Origin of the sequence: Solirubrobacter soli DSM 22325, assembly GCF_000423665.1 — a bacterium.
Classification (GTDB): Bacteria; Actinomycetota; Thermoleophilia; order Solirubrobacterales; family Solirubrobacteraceae; genus Solirubrobacter; species Solirubrobacter soli.
This window is the reverse complement of sequence record NZ_AUIK01000016.1, coordinates 165,813-186,549: the sequence shown is the minus strand read 5'-3', so window position 1 is coordinate 186,549 and position 20,737 is coordinate 165,813. Positions and strand designations below refer to the sequence as shown.

At 72.2% G+C, this 20,737-nt stretch carries 25 protein-coding genes and 1 pseudogene; 15 read left to right on the top strand and 11 right to left on the bottom strand.

Annotation, left to right across the window (positions count from 1 at the left end; translation table 11 throughout):
• The first annotated feature begins 102 nt into the window (after positions 1 to 102).
• The 3 genes from G569_RS0112985 to G569_RS0112975 all read left to right on the top strand — a co-directional run bounded on the left by G569_RS0112985 (position 103) and on the right by G569_RS0112975 (position 2,592).
• Complete coding sequence (locus G569_RS0112985) at positions 103 to 489, top strand: hypothetical protein (protein ID WP_028063724.1); 387 nt, start codon at positions 103 to 105, stop codon at positions 487 to 489.
• A complete protein-coding gene (locus tag G569_RS0112980; protein ID WP_028063723.1) occupies positions 489 to 1,499 on the top strand; it encodes a YihY/virulence factor BrkB family protein in 1,011 nt (336 codons plus the stop codon). Before G569_RS0112985 ends, G569_RS0112980 begins: the two co-directional genes overlap by 1 nt.
• 73 nt (positions 1,500 to 1,572) lie before the next feature.
• On the top strand, positions 1,573 to 2,592 hold the full coding sequence (locus tag G569_RS0112975) for a WD40/YVTN/BNR-like repeat-containing protein (RefSeq protein ID WP_371683465.1): 1,020 nt from the start codon (positions 1,573 to 1,575) through the stop codon (positions 2,590 to 2,592).
• A gap of 37 nt (positions 2,593 to 2,629) precedes the next feature.
• Here G569_RS0112975 and G569_RS47990 read toward each other — a convergent pair whose 3' ends face one another.
• A complete protein-coding gene (locus tag G569_RS47990; protein WP_371683464.1) occupies positions 2,630 to 4,297 on the bottom strand; it encodes an LVIVD repeat-containing protein in 1,668 nt (555 codons plus the stop codon).
• Positions 4,298 to 4,409: 112 nt separating this feature from the next.
• Between G569_RS47990 and G569_RS0112965 the strand changes: the two genes are divergently transcribed.
• Together G569_RS0112965 and G569_RS0112960 are read left to right on the top strand one after the other, a co-directional pair.
• On the top strand, positions 4,410 to 5,168 hold the full coding sequence (locus G569_RS0112965; protein WP_028063721.1) for a class I SAM-dependent methyltransferase: 759 nt from the start codon (positions 4,410 to 4,412) through the stop codon (positions 5,166 to 5,168).
• Positions 5,156 to 5,581, top strand: a complete 426-nt coding sequence (locus G569_RS0112960; protein ID WP_211232977.1) for a GNAT family N-acetyltransferase — start codon at positions 5,156 to 5,158, stop codon at positions 5,579 to 5,581. Before G569_RS0112965 ends, G569_RS0112960 begins: the two co-directional genes overlap by 13 nt.
• On the opposite strand, the gene G569_RS47985 is transcribed toward G569_RS0112960, so the two are convergent.
• Positions 5,562 to 6,467, bottom strand: coding sequence for a sensor histidine kinase (locus G569_RS47985; protein ID WP_157591999.1), 906 nt, complete (start codon positions 6,465 to 6,467; stop codon positions 5,562 to 5,564). The two genes, G569_RS0112960 and G569_RS47985, sit on opposite strands and share 20 nt — an antisense overlap.
• Positions 6,464 to 7,117, bottom strand: a complete 654-nt coding sequence (locus tag G569_RS0112950) for a response regulator transcription factor (protein WP_028063719.1) — start codon at positions 7,115 to 7,117, stop codon at positions 6,464 to 6,466. The genes G569_RS47985 and G569_RS0112950 overlap by 4 nt, the downstream gene beginning before the upstream one ends.
• 84 nt (positions 7,118 to 7,201) lie before the next feature.
• Here G569_RS0112950 and G569_RS0112945 point away from each other — a divergent pair, with 84 nt between their 5' ends.
• The 7 genes from G569_RS0112945 to G569_RS57850 are packed head-to-tail and all read left to right on the top strand — an operon-like array spanning position 7,202 to position 12,071.
• On the top strand, positions 7,202 to 7,459 hold the full coding sequence (locus G569_RS0112945; RefSeq protein WP_028063718.1) for a hypothetical protein: 258 nt from the start codon (positions 7,202 to 7,204) through the stop codon (positions 7,457 to 7,459).
• Entirely contained in the window at positions 7,459 to 8,469 is a 1,011-nt protein-coding gene (locus G569_RS47980) for an AAA family ATPase (RefSeq protein WP_053226285.1), read from the top strand. The genes G569_RS0112945 and G569_RS47980 overlap by 1 nt, the downstream gene beginning before the upstream one ends.
• On the top strand, positions 8,470 to 9,423 hold the full coding sequence (locus tag G569_RS47975; RefSeq protein WP_084284857.1) for a DUF58 domain-containing protein: 954 nt from the start codon (positions 8,470 to 8,472) through the stop codon (positions 9,421 to 9,423).
• Complete coding sequence (locus G569_RS0112930) at positions 9,420 to 10,358, top strand: VWA domain-containing protein (protein ID WP_028063717.1); 939 nt, start codon at positions 9,420 to 9,422, stop codon at positions 10,356 to 10,358. Before G569_RS47975 ends, G569_RS0112930 begins: the two co-directional genes overlap by 4 nt.
• Before the next feature lie 16 nt (positions 10,359 to 10,374).
• Positions 10,375 to 10,869 carry a methylated-DNA--[protein]-cysteine S-methyltransferase gene (locus G569_RS0112925; protein ID WP_028063716.1) on the top strand — a complete coding sequence of 165 codons (495 nt, stop codon included), beginning with the start codon at positions 10,375 to 10,377 and terminating at the stop codon, positions 10,867 to 10,869.
• 19 nt (positions 10,870 to 10,888) lie between these two features.
• Complete coding sequence (locus tag G569_RS0112920) at positions 10,889 to 11,257, top strand: hypothetical protein (RefSeq protein WP_028063715.1); 369 nt, start codon at positions 10,889 to 10,891, stop codon at positions 11,255 to 11,257.
• 40 nt (positions 11,258 to 11,297) lie between these two features.
• Positions 11,298 to 12,071 carry a class I SAM-dependent DNA methyltransferase gene (locus G569_RS57850; RefSeq protein ID WP_053226284.1) on the top strand — a complete coding sequence of 258 codons (774 nt, stop codon included), beginning with the start codon at positions 11,298 to 11,300 and terminating at the stop codon, positions 12,069 to 12,071.
• On the opposite strand, the gene G569_RS0112910 is transcribed toward G569_RS57850, so the two are convergent.
• The gene (locus tag G569_RS0112910) at positions 12,068 to 12,325 is read right to left on the bottom strand and encodes a hypothetical protein (protein ID WP_028063714.1); all 258 of its coding nucleotides are present in this window, start codon (positions 12,323 to 12,325) and stop codon (positions 12,068 to 12,070) included. The two genes, G569_RS57850 and G569_RS0112910, sit on opposite strands and share 4 nt — an antisense overlap.
• 28 nt (positions 12,326 to 12,353) lie before the next feature.
• On the opposite strand from G569_RS0112910, the gene G569_RS0112905 reads away from it, so the two are divergent.
• The gene (locus tag G569_RS0112905) at positions 12,354 to 13,355 is read left to right on the top strand and encodes a sensor histidine kinase (RefSeq protein ID WP_028063713.1); all 1,002 of its coding nucleotides are present in this window, start codon (positions 12,354 to 12,356) and stop codon (positions 13,353 to 13,355) included.
• Here the strand turns inward: G569_RS0112905 and G569_RS0112900 are convergent.
• The 5 genes and pseudogenes from G569_RS0112900 to G569_RS57845 form a co-directional block, all read right to left on the bottom strand.
• On the bottom strand, positions 13,330 to 13,980 hold the full coding sequence (locus G569_RS0112900) for a response regulator transcription factor (RefSeq protein ID WP_028063712.1): 651 nt from the start codon (positions 13,978 to 13,980) through the stop codon (positions 13,330 to 13,332). The two genes, G569_RS0112905 and G569_RS0112900, sit on opposite strands and share 26 nt — an antisense overlap.
• On the bottom strand, positions 13,977 to 14,423 hold the full coding sequence (locus G569_RS0112895; protein ID WP_028063711.1) for an FG-GAP repeat domain-containing protein: 447 nt from the start codon (positions 14,421 to 14,423) through the stop codon (positions 13,977 to 13,979). Before G569_RS0112895 ends, G569_RS0112900 begins: the two co-directional genes overlap by 4 nt.
• 266 nt (positions 14,424 to 14,689) lie before the next feature.
• Positions 14,690 to 14,827, bottom strand: a pseudogene (locus G569_RS66330) (FG-GAP repeat domain-containing protein); the annotation flags it as partial.
• Between the two features lie 31 nt (positions 14,828 to 14,858).
• Positions 14,859 to 15,488: a hypothetical protein gene (locus G569_RS0112890; RefSeq protein ID WP_028063710.1), complete on the bottom strand. Its 630-nt coding sequence runs from the start codon at positions 15,486 to 15,488 to the stop codon at positions 14,859 to 14,861.
• A gap of 52 nt (positions 15,489 to 15,540) precedes the next feature.
• Positions 15,541 to 17,313: an esterase-like activity of phytase family protein gene (locus tag G569_RS57845; protein ID WP_084284852.1), complete on the bottom strand. Its 1,773-nt coding sequence runs from the start codon at positions 17,311 to 17,313 to the stop codon at positions 15,541 to 15,543.
• A 158-nt stretch (positions 17,314 to 17,471) separates the two neighbouring features.
• On the opposite strand from G569_RS57845, the gene G569_RS57840 reads away from it, so the two are divergent.
• On the top strand, positions 17,472 to 18,419 hold the full coding sequence (locus G569_RS57840) for a GGDEF domain-containing protein (RefSeq protein WP_053226282.1): 948 nt from the start codon (positions 17,472 to 17,474) through the stop codon (positions 18,417 to 18,419).
• A gap of 159 nt (positions 18,420 to 18,578) precedes the next feature.
• Positions 18,579 to 20,084: a M1 family metallopeptidase gene (locus G569_RS47955; protein WP_169542132.1), complete on the top strand. Its 1,506-nt coding sequence runs from the start codon at positions 18,579 to 18,581 to the stop codon at positions 20,082 to 20,084.
• Here G569_RS47955 and G569_RS0112870 read toward each other — a convergent pair.
• Together G569_RS0112870 and G569_RS47950 are read right to left on the bottom strand one after the other, a co-directional pair.
• Positions 20,081 to 20,434 (bottom strand): VOC family protein, encoded by a 354-nt coding sequence (locus G569_RS0112870; RefSeq protein WP_028063709.1) that lies wholly within the window; start codon positions 20,432 to 20,434, stop codon positions 20,081 to 20,083. The genes G569_RS47955 and G569_RS0112870 overlap by 4 nt on opposite strands.
• Positions 20,431 to 20,724, bottom strand: a complete 294-nt coding sequence (locus G569_RS47950) for an ArsR/SmtB family transcription factor (protein WP_037496260.1) — start codon at positions 20,722 to 20,724, stop codon at positions 20,431 to 20,433. Before G569_RS47950 ends, G569_RS0112870 begins: the two co-directional genes overlap by 4 nt.
• Between the last annotated feature and the right edge of the window lie 13 nt (positions 20,725 to 20,737).

Sequence of the window (20,737 nt, the reverse complement as noted above, 5' to 3'; positions counted from 1 at the left end):
GCACCATGGAACAAGGCCACTTCGTTTCTTCCAGCGATCGAAGAGCCATCCCCTGACGAGGCCCGGCCGCCACCGGCGACCAGCACTCGGAAAGGTCGCTGAATGTCGACCAAGCTCCCCGATGAAGCGTCCCGCTCGCCGATCCCGGGCGTCATCCCCGAACCCGCGCGTGTCGAGCACGACGCGCCGCCCGCCCCGCCGCGGCGCAGCGATCCGGGCGCTGAGCGCGAAGCGCGCCGCCAGGCGCGTGAAGAACGCCGCGAACCGCACGCGGAGCCGTCCGGCGTGATGATCCCCAATCGCCGCAAGCGGCTGCCGCTCGAGGCACCGCTGATGCGCGTCGTGGCCACGGCCGGCATCGTCGGGATCGCCGTCGTCGTCGCCGCGATCATGAGCTCGCAAGGCTCGGCCGGGTGGCTGATCGGCCTGGCGACGTCGATCGTGTCGCTCGCGCTGGCCGCCGTGCTCTGGTCCTCGCGCCGGTTGTAGTGGCCGGCCGGCTCGTCGAGGCGCTGGACGGCTACCAGCGCAAACGGCGCTGGCTCGGCTTTCCGCTCGCGGTCATCTACAAGTTCGCCGACGACCAGGGCTCGTACCTCGCGGCGCTGATCGCCTACTACGGGTTCCTGTCGCTGTTCCCGCTGCTGCTGTTGCTCGTCACCATCCTCGGCTTCGTGCTCGAGGGCGATCCGAAGCTGCAGGCCGACCTCCTGGACTCCGCGCTCGCCCAGTTCCCGGTGATCGGCAGCCAGTTGCGGGACAACGTCCGCGCGCTGTCGGGCAGCGGTGCCGGTCTCGTCGTCGGCGTCCTGCTGACGATCTACGGCTGCTTGGGCGTCGCCGGCGCGGTCCAGAACGCCTTCAACCGCGCATGGGCGGTCCCGCGCAACCGGCGCCCGAACCCGGTCACCGCCCGACTGCGCAGCCTGCTCCTGCTGCCCGTCCTGGGCGCCGGGCTCCTGGTCACCACCGCGCTCGCGGGCCTGACGACCGGTGCCGGCACCTACGGCGCCGACATCGGCGGCGCCGTGCCGATCGTCGTGATCCTGCTGGCCCTGGTGGCCAACATCGGCCAGTTCATGCTCGTCTTCCGCGTGCTCACGGCGCGCGAGGTGCCCACGCGCGACCTGCGCGTCGGCGCCGTCGTGGCCGGTGTCGGCTGGCAGCTCGTGCAGATCCTCGGCACCTACCTGGTGACCCACATGCTGCGCGGTACGAACGAGGCCTATGGCGTGTTCGGTCTCGTCCTCGGCCTGATCGCGTGGATCTACGTGCTCTCGCTGGTCACCGTGCTCGCCGCCGAGGTCAACGTCGTCGCCCAGCGACGCCTGTGGCCGCGCGCGCTGCTGACGCCGTTCACCGACGACGTGCGTCTGACCGCCGCCGACGAGCGTGCCTACGCGGCCTACGCGGGCAGCGAGCAGCACAAGGGCTTCGAGGTCATCGACGTGGGCTTCGAGCCGCCCGTGCCGGAGTCGGCGGGAGAGCCGGACCGCTAGCCGAGCGCTCGCTCGCGTTCCCGTTTAGGAGCGGGCGCGCGCGGGCACGCAGGCTGCCGTGGGTCGGTTGGGTGTGCTGTTGGTGCTGGTCGCGTTGGTCGTGCCGTCGGCCGCGAGCGCGCACCCGCCGCGGCTGCCGAAGTGGGCGCCGGTGGCGACCGGATCGACGCAGCAGCATCGCGGGCTCGACGCCGTCGGCCCGCGGGTGGTCTGGCTGGCCGGCACGGCCGGTGAGGTGCTGCGCACGGTCGACGGCGGGCGCACGTGGCAGAACGTGTCGCCGCCAGGGGCCGGAGCGCTGCAGTTCCGCGACGTCGAGGCGCAGGACGCCTGGCGCGCGAGCGTGCTGGCGATCGGCGAGGGCGACGCCTCGCGCATCTACACGACCTTCGACGGCGGCCGCACCTGGACGACCGCGTTCGTCAATGACGACCCCGCCGCGTTCTACGACTGCATGGACTTCTACGCGGGCGGCAAGCGCGGGTTGGCGCTGAGCGACCCGGTGGGCGGGAAGTTCCGGATCGCCGCCACCGACGACCGGGGCCGCACGTGGCACGTGCTCCCGAACGCGGGCATGCCGGCGGCGGCGGACGGCGAGTTCGCGTTCGCGGCGTCCGGGACGTGCCTGGTGACGAGGGGCCGCGACGCCTGGTTCGCCACCGGCGGCGGCGCCTCGCGCGTCTTCCACTCGCGCGACGGCGGCGTCACGTGGACCGTGTCGGCCGCGCCGATCCCCGCCGCTCCGGCGGGCGGCGTGTTCTCGCTCGCGTTCCGCAACCCGCGTGAGGGCGTGATGGTCGGCGGCGACTTCACCGCGCCGACGAACGGATCCAAAGCCTCCGGCTTCTCGCGCGACGGCGGCACCACCTGGACGCAGGGCGGCGACCTCACCGGCTATCGCTCCGGCGTCGACTGGGTCGCGTTCTCGCCCGCGACCCTGATCGCGGTCGGCCCGACCGGGTCTGACATCACCTTCGACGGCGGCCGCTCGTGGAAGCCGTTCGACACCGCCGCCTACGACGCTGTCGACTGCGTGCCGCAGACGTGCTGGGCGAGCGGCCCTGCGGGGGCGTCCGCCGTCCTCACCCGCTAGGGCGCCGGCACGGGAGCCGGCGCCCCGAGTGGTGTCCCTACTCGTACAGCGGCAGGCTGCAGACGCCGCCGACCGGCCGCTGGAGCGCCGCGCTGGCCTCCTCGGCGGCGTCGGGCGCCGCGAACGTGACCCGCGAGACCGGGCTATCGGCGTCGGCGGCCACCGCCGCCCGCAGCTGGCTGGTGTCGACGGACTTGCTCAGCTGACCCGCTTTGACGTTGAGCTTGAGGATGTAGACGCCGTTGCGGTCGGCGGAGTAGTAGAGGCCCTTGTGCGGATACGTCGCCCACGTGCCGGTGCCGGGGCGGAAGTACGCGACCTCGGTCGGGTTCGTCGGATCGCTGATGTCCAGGAACCGCGAGCCCTGGCTGTAGAACGACATCGAGAGGATCCGGTCCTTGATCTCGAAGTAGTGGGCGGAGCAGTCCGTCGAGGTGGATGAGCCCTCCTTGCCGAACGGATGCCAGGTGGCGACCGGCTTGAGCCGGAACCTGCTGGTCGGCGTGGAGCGCCAGGCCTCGCCGCCGTAGCTGCCCTCGAGCGAGGAGATGAACAGCGGCCCGTCGTTGGCGCAGCCGTTCGGGAACGCGCCGCCCGCGAACTCCTCCTCGGTGGAGAAGATCAGGTCGCCGTACTTCGCGTCGGGCGCGTCGGCGCCGGACGGCCGCTCGGAGTTGTGGATGAACCGCGACGAGCTGCGGACCGGGAACACGCCCTCCTGGATGCCGCCGCCCGCGTAGGGCACCGGGTCGTCCGCGGTGGCGACGCGGTGAACGCCCTGGACGGGATCGAAGTGGCGGCCCTTGGTCCAGTAGCCGCGCACGCCGCCGCGGCCGGAGACCCACGCCACGCCCGAGTCGTCGACCTGGACGTCGTGGGCATAGTCGGTCACGCCGTCGTTGCGGGCGGTGTCGACCGGCACCGGGTTGACCTTCGGATTGCGCGGGTCGCGCATGTCGGTGACGAAGATCGGCCGGCCCGCCCAGCCCAGCGCCTGCTGGTCGGTGTTCGGCGCGGGGCCGCCGGTCCACACCCACTTGCAGTCGTTCACGCAGGTGGTCGTGTGGCCTGTGGGCGTCTCCGCGAAGCTGATCGGGTCGAGCTTCTCGGGATGACGGACATCGATCACGTAGATGCCCGACCGCGACGCCGGATTGCCGGTGCTGCCGCCGTAGGCGCGCGGATCGCGCGACAGGAAGACGAGCTTCCGGTCGGCGTCGACGTCCATGTCCTCGTTCTCCCACATGTCGTCGAGCGTGCCCTTGCGCGGCGCCTGTGTGCCGTTGCCCGGGTTGCCGTCCTCGAGGTACGGGTCGTCGACGCCGTCCCCGAGCCAGTCGAGCAGCTTCGGATGCTTCGGGTCGGTGATGTCAAAGGACTTCAGGCCGAAGCGGCCGGCGACGAACATGACATCGCGGGTCGCCGCGGCGGCGGGCTGACCGGGCCGCGGGTTGCCGTAGTCGATGAAGTTGATCGAGATCGCCTGCGTGAGCGTCTCGCGATAGCCCGACGGCGTCGCCGGGTCGGTCGCGAGCGTCCCGTCGGCGTTCCACGTGTGCCGAACGGTGTCCACACGGCAGAGCACGTCGACGTTCTTGACCGACCAGCTCGAGGTCGGTGGCACCTGCCCGCACCAGTCGCGGTCCTGTGGCGGTGACGTCGCCGCCATCGTCATGGCCGGCGCCGCGCAGAGCGCAGCGGGCACCAGCAAGCTGAGCAGCGTTCGCCGCACGTTGACCCCCATCCCTCCGATTGCGATCCGGGGGCCACGCTACATGAGACGGGGGTGTGTCAAACGTGAGTGACATCCTTCCCCGATGGACCTGTCCGAGCACGCTCGCGCGAACCGCGAGATGTGGAACACCAACGCCGCGGGTGACATCGAGCTCGCGGCTCGCCAGTGGGCGACCGACGAGCCCAACTGGGGGATCTGGAGCGTTCCGGACGCGGAGGTCGGGGCGTTCCCCGAGGTCGACGGCAGGGACGTCGTCGAGCTCGGGTGCGGGACCGGGTACGTGTCGTCGTGGGTCGCGCGGCGGGGCGGGCGGCCGGTCGGGATCGACGTCTCCGAGAACCAGCTGGCCACGGCGCGCAAGATGCAGGAGCAGCACGATCTGCGGTTCCCGCTGCACCACGCGAGCGCCGAGGACGTGCCGCTGCCCGGCGACTGCGCCGACGTCATCATCAGCGAATATGGGGCGTGCCTGTGGTGCGAGCCCGACGCCTGGCTGTCCGAAGCCGCGCGGCTGGTCCGGCCCGGCGGCGACCTCGTCTTCCTGACGAACTCGCTCATGGTCACCCTGTGCGCTCCCGACGTGGGCGCGGCGTCGGACCGGCTCGTGCGCGACCAGCGGGGGCTGAAGGTCGTCACCTATCCCGACGAGGACGGCGTCGAGTTCCACCTCGCCCACGGGGAATGGATCGCCGCCCTCGCCCGTCATGGGTTCACGGTGACCGCGCTGCACGAGCTCTACGCGCCTGACGACGCGCAGCAGACGAAGTACGAGTGGGTGACGCCCGAGTGGGCGCATCGGTGGCCCGTCGAGGAGATCTGGGTGGCGGCGTGGAGGTCCTGACGGCGGACGACGCCGGCGAGGTGCTGACCATCCAGCGGGCGGCGTACGTCGGCGAGGCGATGCTCTACGACCAGTTCCTGCCACCCCTGTTCGAGACGCTCGACGAGGTGCGCGCGGTGCTCGCCGGCGACGTGCTCGTGCTCGGCATCCGCGACGCGGGCCGCCTCATCGGGACCGTGCGGATCAAGCCCGACGGGGAGATCGCGCGGCTGGCGGTCGCTCCCGACCGCCAGCACGAAGGGCTGGGAACGCGGCTGCTCGAGGCGGCGATGGCGCGCGGCGGCACGTGGCTGTTCACCGGCGACCGCAGCGAGGCGAACCTGCGCCTGTACCGCCGTCACGGCTTCGAGGAGACCCACCGCGAGCCCGTCCCCGGGCACACGTTGATCTATCTCAAGCTGACGGGAGCGTGACGCGCACCGCGAGGCCGCCTTCGGCGCGCGGGGTCAGAGCGAGCCGCCCGCCGTGGGCCTCGGCGACCGAGCGCACGATCGAGAGCCCGAGGCCGGCGCCGCCACGCCCTGTCCGCCCGCCGCGCTCGAACGGCTCGACGAGCCGGGCGGCGAGCACGGGGTCGATCACCGGGCCGGAGTTGACGACGTCCAGCACCGCGCCGCCCTCGACCGCGGACGTGCGCACCGCGACGAAGCCGCCGGGCGCGTTGTAGCGGACGCCGTTCTCGATCAGGTTGCCCGCGAGGCGCTCGAGCAGGCGTCGCTCGCCGCTGACGCCCGCCGGGGCGAGCTCCAGCCGGACGCGCACGCCCCCGGCGCGCACGCGACGCGCCGCTGCGTGGGTCGCCGCGGCCAGGTCGACGTACTCGCGGTTGGGCAATTCGCGGCCGGACCGCGCGAGCACCATCAGCCCGTCGAGCAGCGCCTCCATCTCGTCCGCGGCGCCCAGCACCTCGTACCCCATCGATCGCAGCTCCTCGACGGTGGCGTCGGGGTCGGCGAGCGTGACGTCCGCCTCGGTGCGGATGACGGTCAGCGGCGAGCGCAGCTCATGCGAGGCGTTGGCGACGAACCGCTCGCGCGCGTCGAACGCCGCCTGCATCGAGGCCAGCTCGCGGCCGGCAAGGGCCCAGCCGAGGGCCGTGGCCACCAGCGATGCGCCCGCCAGCGCCATGAGGTACTGGAGCCGCAGCTGCTCGAGCGCCGTCGCCGCCCCCTCGACGCCGAGCGTGCGGTCGAGGTGGCGTGCCATGAGCCAATAGGAGATCGAGAGCAGGACCGCGACGAAGACGACGAAGATGCCGCCGTAGATCGCGGTGAGGCGGACGCGAAGGTTCGGGATCACACGCGGTAGCCGCTCCCGCGGACCGTCTGGATGATCGGCGGGTCGCCGAGCTTGCGGCGCAGCGTCATCACCGTCATGCGGACGGTGTTGCTCAATGGGTCGAGCTGCTCGTCCCACGCGCGCTCGAGCAGCTCCTCGGGCGTCACGACGGCGCCCTGGGCCTCGAGCAGCGCCTGCAGGACGGCGAACTCCTTCAACGTCAGGTCGAGGTCGAGACCTGCGCGTGTGGCGGTGCGTTTCGCGGGGTCGAGGACGACGTCGCCGGCCTCGAGCACCGGCGGGCGCGCGTCGCCCGTCCGGCGGCCCAGGGCGCGCAGCCGCGCGACCAGCTCGGCGAAGCGGAACGGCTTGGTCAGGTAGTCGTCGGCGCCGAGCGACAGGCCGGCGACGAGCTCGTCGGTGGATCGTGCCGCGGTGAGCATCAGCACCTTCGTCCGCGGCTGCTCGGCGGTGAGCGTGCGGCAGACGTCGTCGCCGTGGACCTCGGGCAGGTCGCGGTCGAGGACGATCACGTCGTAGGGGTTGATACGGGCCTTGTAGAGCGCCGCGGCACCGTCGGGGGCGATGTCGACCGCCATGCCCTCGCGCCGCAGCCCGCGCGCGACGGCGGCGGCGATACGGGGTTCGTCCTCTGCGACCAGGATGCGCATGAGAGGAAACGTAGGAACGACTCTTCAAGGCTCCCTCAACGCTGTTTATGCGGATCTGACGAATCCGGCGGCACGCTCGTCGCCATGAAGAAGTACCTCGCCCTCGCCGCCGCCGGCGGCGCCCTCGCCATCGGCGTGCCCGCGGCGTTCGCAGCCACGGACGCGCCGAGCACGCCGAACACGCCCGTCCAGTCGGCCACGCCCACGCCGGACCAGTCGGCCCCGGACAACGACGGCGGCCGTGGCGGCCGCGGTGACTGCCCGGAGCACGACGGCAACGGCGGCGGGGGCTCCTCCAGCGCGCCCTCGACCGCGCCCGACAACTCCGGCACGACGCTCTGATGCACGAGGACCGGACCGAGATCATCGAGGACCCGCGCGCCGGGCTGCAGGACGCGCTGTATGAGCTCAAGCGCGTGATCGTGGGCCAGGACGCGATGCTCGAGCGGCTGCTCGTGGCGTTGCTGGCCGGCGGCCACGTGCTGCTCGAGGGCGTTCCTGGCCTGGCCAAGACGCTGACCGTCAAGACGCTGTCCGACGTGCTGGGCGGGACCTTCCGGCGCGTGCAGTTCACGCCGGACCTCGTGCCGTCCGACCTCGTCGGCACGCGCATCTACCGGCCGGACACGGGTCGCTTCGACACCGAGCTCGGCCCGGTCTTCGGCAACTTCCTGCTCGCCGACGAGATCAACCGCGCGCCCGCCAAGGTGCAGAGCGCGCTGCTCGAGGTCATGCAGGAGCGCCAGGTGACCATCGCGGGGCAGACGTACCCGCTGCCGAAGCCGTTCCTCGTGCTCGCCACGCAGAACCCGATCGAGTCCGAGGGCACGTACCCGCTGCCCGAGGCCCAGGTCGACCGCTTCCTGTTCAAGCTGATCGTCGACTACCCGAGCGTCGGCGAGGAGGCGGCCGTCGTCGGCCGCGCGATCGGCAAGCCGGTCGAGGTGCGCGAGCGCGTGCCGATCGGCGCGTTGGAGCGCTATCGCGAGATCGCCCGCGACGTGTTCGTGGACCGCGACGTCATCGCGTACGCGGTGGCTTTGACCGATGCCACCCGCCATCCCGGCAAGTACGGGCTGCACGAGCTGGAGGGCCTGATCGAGTTCGGCTCCTCCCCGCGCGGGCCGATCGGCATGGTCCAGGCCGCCCAGGCGCTCGCGCTGCTGCGCGGCCGCAACCATGCGGTCGCCGAGGACGTCGCCGATCTCGCGGCCGACGTGCTGCGTCACCGCCTCGTGCTGACCTACGACGCGCTCGGCGACGGCGTGAAGGCCGACGACCTGCTCGACCGCGTCCTCGACACCGTCGGCGGCGTGCGCTCGTCCGAGAAGACCGAACCGATCATCGCGTAGATGTCACTGATCGCCGACCCGCCCGGGCGCCAAGGCCCGGGCCCGATGCAGGGCGAGCTGGTCGAGGCGCTCGACCTCGTCCTGGCCCGTCGCGCGTCCGGCGCTCTGCCCGGCGAACGGCGCGCGGCGGGCCGGGGCACGGGTACCGAGCTCGCCCAGATCCGCCCGTACCAGGTCGGCGACGACGTCCGGCGCATCGACGCGGCCGCCACCGCCCGGACGGGCCACCCCCACGTCCGTGACTACGTCCCGGAAAGAACCCTCACCACCTGGTTGCTCGTCGATGTCAGCGCGTCGATGGCGTTCGGCACCGCCGACCGCCTGAAGTCCGACGTCGCGGAAGGCATCGCACTCGTGATCGGCCGCTTGGCCGTGCGGCGCGCGGGCCGCGTGGGGCTGTTGACCTGCGGCGCCCCCGAGCCGCGGCAACTGGCCCCACGCGGCGGTCGTGCCCAACTGATCGCCCTGCGTCGCGCCCTCGGCGCCGGCGTGGCGCCCGACGGCTACGTCCCGGAGGGCGACGCGCTCGCCGAGGGCATGCGCCGCGTCGGCCGCATCGCCCGCGGGCCGGGGCTGATCGTCGTCGTCTCTGATTTCCGCGAGGGTGCGGACGCCGGCGCCGGCGCGCGTGGGGAGCGCGCGCCGGGCGCGCGGCCCGAATGGGCCCGCGCGCTCCAGTCGCTCGCGCTGCGCCACGACGTCCTCGCCGTCGAGGTCGTCGACCGGCGCGAGGGCGAGCTGCCCGACGCCGGGCATCTCGTGCTCGTCGATCCCGAGACCGGCAAGCGGGTCGAGGCCGACTCGTCGAGTGCCGAGCTGAGGCGCCGGTTCGCGGCGGCCGAGCTCGCACGGCGCGACACCCTCAAGTCCCACCTGCGGCGCGCGCACGCGCGGCACGTCGAGATCGCCACCGACGACGATTGGCTGCGCGCGCTCGGAAGGAGCCTCCGTTGAGCTTCCAGGCCCCGCTGTTCCTGATCGGGCTCGTCGCGATCCCGCTCGCGCTGCTGGCGTTGTGGGCGGCGCGGCGGCGCCCGGCCAAGTACGTGATCCGCTTCCCGGCCACGGCGACCCTCTCCGCCGTGGTCGGGAAGACGGGTCGCGCGCGGCGGATCATCCCGCCCGCGCTGCTCGCGCTGAGCCTCGCCGGCCTGGTCACCGCGCTCGCCCGCCCGGAGGCGACGATCGCGGTCCCGGTCGAGAAGGCGTCCGTGATGCTCGTGACCGACACGTCGGGCTCGATGAACGCCGACGACGTCTCGCCCACCCGCCTCGCCGCCGCCCAGGCCGCCGCGAACCGGTTCCTGAACAAGGTGCCGAAGTCGCTGCAGGTCGGCCTCGTCTCCTACTCCGATGGCCCGAACAACGTGGTCCGTCCGACGCAGGACCGCGACGCCGTTCGCACCACGCTGAACGCGCTCATGGCCGACGGCGGGACCGCGACCGGCGACGCGCTCGACGCGGCGCTGAGCGCGCTCGGCACGCGCGATGCCAAGAAGAGCCCGCCGGCGGCGATCGTGCTGCTCTCCGACGGCGCCTCCAAGACCGGGCAGGACCCGGCGACCGTCGCGCAGAAGGCCAAGACGCTGGGCGTCCCGATCTACACGGTCGCGCTCGGCACCGCCGACGGCGTCGTCCAGCAGGGCGGCCAGGTGCTCAACGTCGCCCCCGACCCCGAGGCGCTCGCGCAGGTCGCGTCGCTGTCCGGTGGGCGGGCGTTCACCGCCGAGGACTCCGACGCGCTCGACGAGGTCTACGAGACGCTCGGCTCGCGGATCGGCACCAAGAAGGAGAAGAAGGAGATCAGCGCCGGCTTTGCCGCCGTCGGCCTCTTCCTCCTCGGCGGCGCCGCGTTCACGTCGCTGCGCTGGCGGGGCCGTCTTCCGTAACCACTACCGTGGACGTATGCACGTCTTCGACACCGCACTCGGTCCGGTCGGTGTCGAGTGGAGCGAAGCGGGCATCAGCGAGGTGCTGATGCCCGGCCGCCGCGGCCTCGTGGACGACGGGCGCGAGCTCCCGCCCGAGATCGAGCACGCCGTGGCCGGCATCGTCGCCCTGCTCGCCGGCGAGAAGCGCGACCTGACAGACATCGCGCTCGATGACGCCGAGGTCGACGAGTTCCGCCGCCGCGTCTACGCCGCCACCCGCGCGATCGGGCCGGGCGAGACGAAGACCTACGGCGAGATCGCGCGCGAGATCGGCGACCCCGGCGCTGCCCGCGCGGTCGGCGCCGCGCTCGGGTCGAACCCGTTCCCGATCGTCATCCCCTGCCACCGCGTGCTCGCCGCCGACGGCGCGCTGCACGGCTTCTCCGCCCCCGGCGGCATCCAGACCAAGCGGCGCATGCTCGAGATCGAGTGCGCGCCCGGCTTCACGCAGACGTCTCTGTTCGCCTGATCCGGGGAACACCTATGGGATGACGCGACGCGTCATCCTCGCTCCGTGGCCGGCCGCGCTCGGCGCCTCGTTGTTCCTCGCGCTCGGCCACATGTGGGGTTGCTATCGCGACCCGTCCCAGTACGGCAACGCGTGGAGCGAGGACCACAGCGGCTACTGCACGCACTCGAGCTGGGCGGCGATGACGAGCGGGCCGGCCGAGTTCCTCCTCGCGGGGATGCTTCTGGCCGTGACGGTCGGCCTCCCGCTGGTCGTGTTCGTCGGCAGCGCGGTCGTGACCCGCCGTATGTGGCTTGTCTGGACGCTCACCGTCCTCGCCTCGTTGGGCGTCGCGGTGTTCTTCGTCATCGCGGGTCACGTCACGATCGTCGGCGGTGGCGGCGGCTGACGCGTCACAGGTTTCGCGCCCGTGGCTCATACGGGTGCGCATGGACACGCTCATCCCCTTCCCCAACCGGATCGCGCCGGCCGGCTCCGACGCGGCGCGCATCGCCTACGACACCCTCGCGCCCGTCTACGACGCGCTGACGGCCGGGGTCGACGACGAGGCGCGGCTCGACGTCGTCGAGGAGCTCGCGCACCGGCACGGAGCGGGAGGACGGCGGGTGCTCGACGTCGCGTGCGGCACGGGCCGCAGCTTCCTCCCACTGCTCGGCCGCGGGTACGCGGTGGTGGCGTGCGACAGCTCGCCCGCGATGGTGCGCCGCGCGGCGAACAAGGCCCCGCAGGTACCGATGCTGGTGGCGGACATGCGCGCGCTGCCGCAACTCGGCCGCTACGACCTCGTCACGTGCCTGGGCGGCGCGTTCAACTGCCTCCTGCACCACGACGAGCTCCGCGCCGCCCTGCGCGGTATCGTGCGCTCGCTCGAGCCGGACGGCCTGGCGATCTTCGACGCGCACACGCTCGCGCTGACCCGGTCGTGCTTCGCGGGCGACTGGGTCGCCGACCGCGGCGAGTGGTTCATCGCCTGGCACGGGACGGCGTCGCCGGAGATCGGCCCGGGCGCGGTGGTCGAGGCCCGCGTGGACGCGTTCCGCCGCCGCCCGGCCGCGTGGGAGCGGACGTCAGCCCGGCTCAAGCAGCGTCACTGGCCGGTCGCCGAGATCGCCAGGCAGGCGCGCGCGTCAGGCCTGACCGTGCTCGACGTGGTCGACGATCCTGGGTCGCGCGCGCTGTTCGTGGCGCGCGCCGACGCCTAGCGCTCTTCGTCCGGCCAGTGCCCGTGGCGGGCGAGGTACTCGCGCGCCGCGTCCTCCGCGTCGCGCTCGCGGTCGCCCTGCGCGCCGTAGCGGAAGAGGACGTTGAGCAGCAGGATCGCGAGCCCCGAGCCGACGCACATCGCCCAGCCGTCCCAGCGGATCGGGTCGTCGACCGCGAACAGGATGAAGAAGCCCACCGCGACCAGCAGCGCGGGCAGGCCGTAGCGAAGGGCGCCGAGTCGATGGAGGGGCATGCACCTATGATCGAACGCTCCGGGCCGCATGACCATCGGGTTTTCCCACGGATCTGACTTCCTCGACGCGCTGCTGGCCAGCCTCGCGGACGCCGTCTACGTCGTCGGCCCGGCCGGCGAGGTGCGCTTCGCGAACCCCGCCGCGGTCGAGCTGCTCGGCTACGCGTCCGAAGCCGACCTGCTCGGCCGCCCGAGCCACGCGACGATTCACTCCCGCCACCCGGACGGCTCGCCCTTCCCGGAGGACGAGTGCCCGCTGCTCGCGCCGCGCGTGACCGGGGAGACCGTGCGCGTCGACCTCGACTGGTTCGTCCGCCGCGACGACACGCTGCTGCCCGTCGGCTACGCGTCCGCGCCGCTGGAGACCCCGGACGGCCGTGGCGCGGTGGTCGTCTTCCGCGACCTGACCGAGCGCCTGGACGCGGACGAGGTCGCCGCCTCGCGGGCGCGGATCGTCGCGGCCACGGACGCGGAGCGGCGGCGGATCGGGCGCGATCTGCACGACGGCGCGCAGCAGCGGCTCGTGCGGGCGCTGATGGGGATCGAGGAGGCGCGGCGCGCGCCCGAGCGCGCGGACGAGGCGCTGCAGCGCGCGGCCGCCGACGCCCGCCACGCGATCGACGACCTGCGCGAGCTGGCGGCGGGCATCCACCCGCTCGTGCTCACCGACCGAGGCCTGGCCGCCGCCTTGGAGGAGCTGACCGCGGGCGCGCCGATCCCCGTCGCGCTGCGGGTGGACGAGGCACGCTTCCCGCCCGCCGTCGAGGCCGCCGCGTACTTCTTCGTCGCCGAGGCGCTGACCAACGCGGTCAAGCATGCGGGGGCGAGCGGGGTCGACGTGACGATCGAGCGCCGCGGCGACGAGCTGCGCATCGAGGTCGCCGACGACGGCCGCGGCGGCGCCGACGAGGCCCACGGCTCCGGTCTGCGCGGCCTGCGCGATCGCGTCGCGGTGCTCGGCGGTCGCTTCGAGATCGTCGCCGGCCGCGGGACGACGCTGCGAGCTAGTTTGCCGCTCGCAGCAGCGTGAGCACCGCGAGCACGCGCCGCGACTCGGACCGGTCATGGCCGAGGTCGAGCTTGGAGAAGATCGCCGTCACGTGCTTCTCGACCGCGGGCGCGCCGACCACCAGGCGGTCGGCGATCCCCTGGTTGGAGAGCCCTTCCGCCATCAGCTGCAGCACCTCGCGCTCACGCGGCGTCAGCGCGTCGAGCGGGTCGACTTTTCGCTTGCGGCCGAGCATGCGCGCCACCACCTCGGGGTCGAGCGCCGTCCCGCCCGCGGCCACGGTCCGCACCGCCTCGATGAAGTAGCCCAGGTCCGCGACGCGGTGCTTGAGCAGGTAGCCGACGCCGTGCGGATCGTCGCCCACGAGCTCGGCGACGAACCGCTCGACCAGATGCTGCGAGAGCACCACCACACCGACGTCCGGCTGCCGGTGCCGGATCTCGAGCGCGGCCCGCAGGCCGTCGTCGGTCAGGTCCGGAGGCATCCGCACGTCGACGATCGCGACGTCCGGCTTGTGCGCCGCGACCTTGCGCAGCAGGTCCGGAGCGTCGCCCGCCTGCGCGACCACCTCGATCCCCGCCTCATCCAGCAGCCGCGCGACGCCCTCGCGGAGCAGCAGCTCGTCGTCGGCGACGACCGCCCTCACGGCGTGGTCGCCGCGACCGTGAACGTGACCGCGGCGCTGTACGTCCCGGCGTGCAGGATCTCGTCCGCGCCGATGCGCTGCTCGAACGTGATCGTCACCGCGTCCACGCTGCTCCGGACCGTGGCGGCGAGCGTCTTGCTGTAGGTCTTCGCGACGCCGGGCGTGAAGGCGCCGAACGACAGCTCGCGCTGTTCGAGCGTGACCTCCAACGTCGGCGGCACGATGCTGCAGCGACGCGCGATCCTCGCCATCTGACGTCCGCACAGCGTCGGCGGGGTGAACGCGAGGCGGGTCACGACCATCGCCTTTCCCGCGGTGGGGAGGAGCGTCGCCACGTCTTCGCGGCCGTCGCCGTCGAAGTCGGCGACGGCGATGCCCTTGGCAGGCGCGGAGCCGCCACGGCGCTGAACGCACCGACGCCGGAGCCGACCGGCGGCTCCCACCGTCCGCCTTGGCCTTGAACCGCACGAAACCGTGGTCGGTGGCGACAAGCACGCTCCGGCCCCACAGCGTCAGCGCGTTGAGCCGGCCATAGCCGCTGCCCGCCGGGTCGCGGGTGAACAGGCGCACGACGTCGGTGTCGCGCACGGCGAGGTCGCCCCAGCCGTCGCCGTTGAAGTCGCCGATCGCGACCCCGGTACCCGCGGCCGGCAGTGCGGTCGTCTGCCAGTCCCCGGCCGCGTCGCGCGTGAGGGGTCAGCGCGGTCGGCGAGAGCGTCGCGACGTCGGCCCGCCCGTCGTGGTCGAGGTCGCCGACGGCGATCGCGGTCGCCGCGGTTCCCTGCGGCACCCGCGTCGTGCGCGCGCCCAGCAGGAGCGCGACCGCCAAGACCCATGAAGCCCTCATCGCCGACCGAGTCTAAGCGCGCTTCCCGCGCTCAGGACGCGCCTTGCGCCTCGAGCCGCGCGGCCATGTCGGCCAGCGGCGCGCCCCACTCCTCCAGCGACGCGGGCGACGGGATGCCGTAGCTCGCCTTCTCGGGGATGTCATCGCGCAGCGCCCACTTGGCGAAGGTCTCCGCGAACCGCTCGGTGTCGGCGCAAGGGCTGGTCATGCAGTTCCCGCCGCCACTCGGAATGCCGGCGAGCAGCTGCGCCTCCAGCTGCGGGGAGATCAGCCCCATGTCCACGACGTGCCCGAGCTCGTGCACCACGGCGGCGTCGCGCGCGTCCTTCGCGTCGGCGTCCAGGCGCGCGAGGTTCAACCGCACCGCGTAGCCCGACGGCGGACGCTGGAAGGCCATGCCGACCCACATGCCGAGCTTGTCGTCGGTCGGGACGAACTGCGTGCGCGGCGCGACCGCTGCGATCAGCGTCACGGCCTCCGGCCGCGTCTTGCGAACCGCCGCCTGCACCCATTCACGGTCGGCCGCCGGGAAGGCGGCGTCGAACTCGAACGGCAGCGGCCTCGCCGGGGTCCGCGCCTGCGTCGAGGTGAGCTTGACGACGCCGAGGGTCACGACGACCGCGATGACGGCGATCGACCAGTTGAGGGCTCGATTGGACATCGAGCCCTCACTGTCGCGTCGTCCGGCGAATGCACCACCGGACGATCGTCCACTACGGATTCGTGGTCGAGAGCGTGAACGTGAGCGTCTTCGAGTACGCGCCGGTGCGCAGGGCGTCGGTCGCGTCGATGTGCTGCTTGAACGTGATCGTCACCGCGTCGTTGGAGACGGGGGCGGACCACGTCGCCTTGCTGAACTCCACGACGAGCGGCGAGTTCAAGGCGAAGGCGCCGTTCATCAGCTTGCCCGGATCGGAGACCGTGAGCGCGGCGTCGCCGGCGGACGAGATCACGTTCGCGGTCGTCGAAGCCGTGTAGTCCTTGGTCACGCCCGGCGTGAAAGCGCCGAATGAGACATTGGCGCCGAGCGTCAGCGAGAGGGTCGCGGGCACCGAGCCGCCGACCGCGCCGGTCGCGATGTTCGTGGCCTCCAAGCGCCAGAGCTCGGTCGTCTTGCCCGACGCGGTGACCTTGAACGGCGGGTCGCTGGCGCCCGCGTTCTGCGGGTCGTTGGCCTGGTTGAAGCCGAAGTCGTTGTCGTCCTGGACGGCGAGGTCGCCGTTCGGGAAGAGGCCGATGCCCTCGGGCTTGTCGTGGTCGTAGCCGAACTTGTTCAAGTCGAGCCAGAGGGTCTTGGCGACCGGGGTGATGCCGGCGGCGTTGGTCGACTCGACCAGCGGGTTCTCGCCGTCGGCCGCGGCGTCGCCGGAGATGTCGGTCGCGTTGGTCAGGTCGATGTGCTGGACCTGCTTCTGGCCCTTGCCCGGCTCAGAGGTCACGTTGTCGTGCTCGTCGACCAGCAGGTGGTTGGAGTCGATCGCGTAGATGTCGGAGTTCGAGATGTCGCCCTGGGCGAGGCCGGAGCCCGGCGCGGGCGTGTCGAGGCGGTAGATGAACTCGCCCGTCAGCTTCGGGTTCAGCGGGTCGGTGACGTCGAAGCGCACCAGGCGCAGCGTGCGCTGGTCGCCCTGTCCGGTGGGCGTGACCAGCGAGGACTGGATCATGCCGAACAGCGTCTTGCCGTCCTTGGTGAGCGTGCCGCCCTCCATGCCGCGGTTCTGACGGCGGAAGACCCAGGCGCGCGGAAGGACGTTGTTGGTCTTGACGACGCTCTCGTCTGCGCCCGGCACCGTCACGCCCGCGGGGATGATCCGGTTGAGGACGGTGCCGTCGGCGGCGACGTGCACGAGCGACGGGCGGTACTCGTCGCCCAGCCAGAAGGAGCCGTCGCGCGGGTCGACCGCGATCGACTCGGAGTCGATGCCGTACGGGTCGGTGCCGAGCGGCGTGACGCCGTCGGCGGCGTACGGGACCTCGTCGCGCGCGGCGGCGATCCGGTAGCTGCCCGTGTCCGCCGGCAGGCCCGCGGCCACGCCCTGATCGACGGTCGAGATCTGCGGCAGGCCCGTGATCTCGTTCGCGTTGCCGCCGACCGCGGCGCGGGCCGGGTCCACCGCGCCCGCCTTCAGGTGCAGCGGGATCCGCTGCAGGACCGTCGTCGAGCCGTCGGCGTTGATGCCGACCTTGTAGATCGTCGGCGTGAAGCCGGGCGTGAGGAACGTGCGGCGCGTCGCGCCGTTGACCGCCGGCTGGCCGTTCGGGCCGCGGTCGCTCACGGTCCAGAAGGTCTTGTCGTCGATCGGCGCGAAGGCGGACCAGCCGCCCTCGACCACGGGCGGCGTGTAGACCGATCCCCCGAGAAGGGGCTGGGCAGCGTTCCATGTGCCCTTGCTCTGCAGCGCGAAGACGGGGGTCACGTCGGCGTGTGCGGCGGTCGGCGCGAGGGTGAGCGCCGCGGTGACCGCCACGAGGAGTCTCCTTGACATCCCGCGATCCTCTCCCCCGCATGGACGCGAGTCGTAATTGCCATGTGAACGACTTGATCATTTCTTGACGAAGCGCCGACCGGCGCTTGAGCGACCGCGTCGATACACGGGACATGCCGGGACCATCAGGCACTGACCCTCTCCCACCAAGCACCGCGATGATCGCCAAGTCGGGCGCGGCGATGTACGCGGGTGCCGCGGCCGTCGGCGCGATCGAGAGCATCGTCGCGGGCAGGGCCACGAGCTCGCCGATCCCGATCCTGATCTCCTTCGCCGCGGCCGCGCTGCTGTGGAACTTCGGCGGCCGGCTCGACCGTCGCGTGCTGATGCTCGCCTTCGGCCCGATCGGCGTCGTGCTGATCGCGATCGCACTCGCGACCAGCCCGCCCGGCAACGGCGACGTCATGTACGCCTGGTCGGTCCTGTGCGTCGCGAGCTTCTTCGGCACCCGGGAGACGGTCGCGGTCGTCCTGACGGTCGCGATCGCCCAGACGGCGGTCGTCCTGTACCAGCCGGGGGCGACGTTCGACCACTGGTGCGACCCGGTCGCCTCGATGGCGGTGATCGCGATCGTCGTCCGCGGGCTCGCCGCCCGCAACGCGAGGCTGGTGGCGCGGCTGACGCGCGAGTCGCGGATCGACCCGCTCACGGGCCTGCTCAACCGGCGCGGCCTCGAGGAGCGGTTCGCGGTGGAGCTCGCGCGCTCCAAGCGCGACGGGCGCCCGCTCTCCGTGGTCGCCGTCGACATCGACCACTTCAAGCGCATCAACGACGAGCACGGCCACCAGGCGGGCGACCGCACCCTGGTGTGGCTCGCCGCCATGCTGTGCGAGCAGACCCGCGGCGCGGACATCGTCGCCCGCGTCGGCGGGGAGGAGTTCGTGATCGTGCTGCCGGGCGCCGACGGCACGGCCACGCTCGAGTTCGCCGAGCGCCTGCGCGAGGCGATCGAGGACGGCGACGCCGAGATCCCGATGACGATCAGCGCCGGCGTGGCCTCGGCGCTCGCCCCCAGCACCGCCCACACGCTGCTCGACGCCGCCGACCGCGCGCTCTACGCCGCCAAGCACGCCGGCCGCAACCGCGTGAGCTACACCCGCTCCTGAGCGGCGCACCTCCGGCCGCGTGACGGACCTTGCAGTTGATGATCACCCACTGAGAGACTGGCGCCTCGAACCAACGTACTGACTGGGGGTCGAGGAATGGCCAGTTCAGCGTGGCGAGGATCGGGAATCGGCCGTAGGAGGTGGATCGGCGCGCTCGCTGTGCTGATTGTGCTGGCAGTCCCCACCACAGCGCAGGCGTTCGACCGACCCTCGCCCGGCGCGCCCGGCATCGGCGAGCGGCTCTTCCCGCTGCTCGGCAACGGCGGCTACGACGTCCAGCACTACGACCTCGACCTGCGCTACGCGACGTCCGCGCCGACCCAGGGCCTCGACGGCACGGTGACGATCCTCGCGGTCGCCACACAGTCGCTCTCGCGCTTCGACCTGGACTTCTCCGGCGACTCGGTCGGCAAGGTCACCGTCAACGGCCTGCCGGCGACGTTCACCCGCGATGGCGAGGAGCTCGTGATCACCCCGAGGCTGCCGTTGCTGAAGGGGCTCCCGTTCGTCGTGCAGGTCCAGCACTACACCGCGCACCCGACCGCGCCGGACCCGAACGACCTGCTCGGCGCGCCGTTCTTCTTCACCCCCGACGGCTCGGCGACCGCGGGCCAGCCGGCCGGCACGCACGCGTTCCTGCCGTCCAACGACCATCCTCGCGACAAGGCCTCGTTCACGATCCGCTTCGACGTGCCCGCCGGCGAGGGCGCGTACGCCAACGGCGTGCTGTTGCACAAGAGCACGTCGGGCGGGCGCACGCACTTCATCTACCTCCAGCGCCAGCCGATGGCGACGGAGCTGATCCAGCTCGCGGTCGGGCACTTCCAGGAGATCGATCGCGGCGTCCACGGCGGCATCCCGATCCGCGACGTGATCGCGCCGAGCCTCAACGGGCTGCTGGCGGACAAGCTGCCGACCGAGATCGGCCACCTCGACTGGATGAAGGCGCGCGTCGGCGAGTACCCGTTCGACATGTACGGCTCGCTCGTCGTCGACGCCGCGCTCGGGTTCGCGCTCGAGACGCAGACGCTCTCGCTCTATGACCGGCTGTGGTTCGACGGGACCTTCGGCGGCGTGGGCATCTGGGAGCCGACGATGGTCCACGAGCTCGCGCACATGTGGTTCGGCGACTCCGTCGCGCCCTACTCGTGGGACGACCTCTGGCTCAACGAGGGCCACGCGTCCTGGTACCAGTTCACGTTCGCCGCCGAGCGCGGGGAGCTCGAGGAGAACACCGGCATCGCCGACTTCACGGACCTGATGCACGTCATCTACCAGCTCGGTGACATCTGGCGCATCGAGGACGGCCCGGTGGGGCGGCCGCTGAGCCCCGAGGCGGCGCAGCTGTTCAGCATCCAGGTCTACTACGGCGGAGCGCTCGTGCTCTACGCGCTGCGCCAGCAGATCGGTGACGCAGCGTTCCAGCGCGTCGAGCGGGCGTGGGTGTCGCGGTACCGCGACGACGTCGCGTCGACTCAGGACTTCATCGCGCTGGCCTCGAAGGTCTCCGGCCAGAACCTGACGAAGTTCCTCAACGACTGGGTCTACGGGACCACGATCCCACCGATGCCCGGCCATCCCGACTGGACGGCCATCCCGCCCGCCGCCGCGACCGCGCGGAGCCTCGCGGCGCCGCAGACGCTGCGGTTCTTCGGCAGGAGCTAGCGCTCGTACTCGTGGAGCCCGAAGAGCACCCCGGCGGGGTCGGTGCAGTAGCAGCCCCGACCCACGCCGGGGAACTCGAAGGGCTCCACGACGACCGTCCCGCCCGCGGCTTCGAGCCGCGCGCGGACGGCGTCGATCGAGTCGACGCGGAGGATCGGCACGGTGCGGGGCGCCCCGTCGCGTGAGGCGAGCAGGCCGGCGTCGACGCCGGGCGCGTCGCCGTGCGGCGCCACCAGGTAGTCGGCGGCGGCGAACGGCTGCGGCTCCCACCCGAACACGTCCTCGAAGAAGCGGGTGGTGCGGGCGAGGTCGGGGCTGTTGAGCTCGACGTAGCTGACGGGGACGGTCATGCGCGTTCCTTGACTCGACGTGTGGGTGCTGCGGCCCAGCGGTCGGTCAGCTCGGTCAGCCAGTGCGCGGCCTCGATCAGCGCCGCGCCCTCCAGCTCGTACCAGATGAACTTTCCGTCGCGCTCACCGCGGATCGCCCCCGCCTCACGCAGGATGCGGATGTGCTGCGAGACGGCGGGCCGCGACATCTCGGCCAGCTCGGCGAGCTGACCCGCGGTCGCGGGACCGTAGGCGAGGCGCGCGACGAGCGCGCGTCGTGTGGCGTCCGAGAGCGCCGCGAAGACCTGCATGACGCGTAAGCAT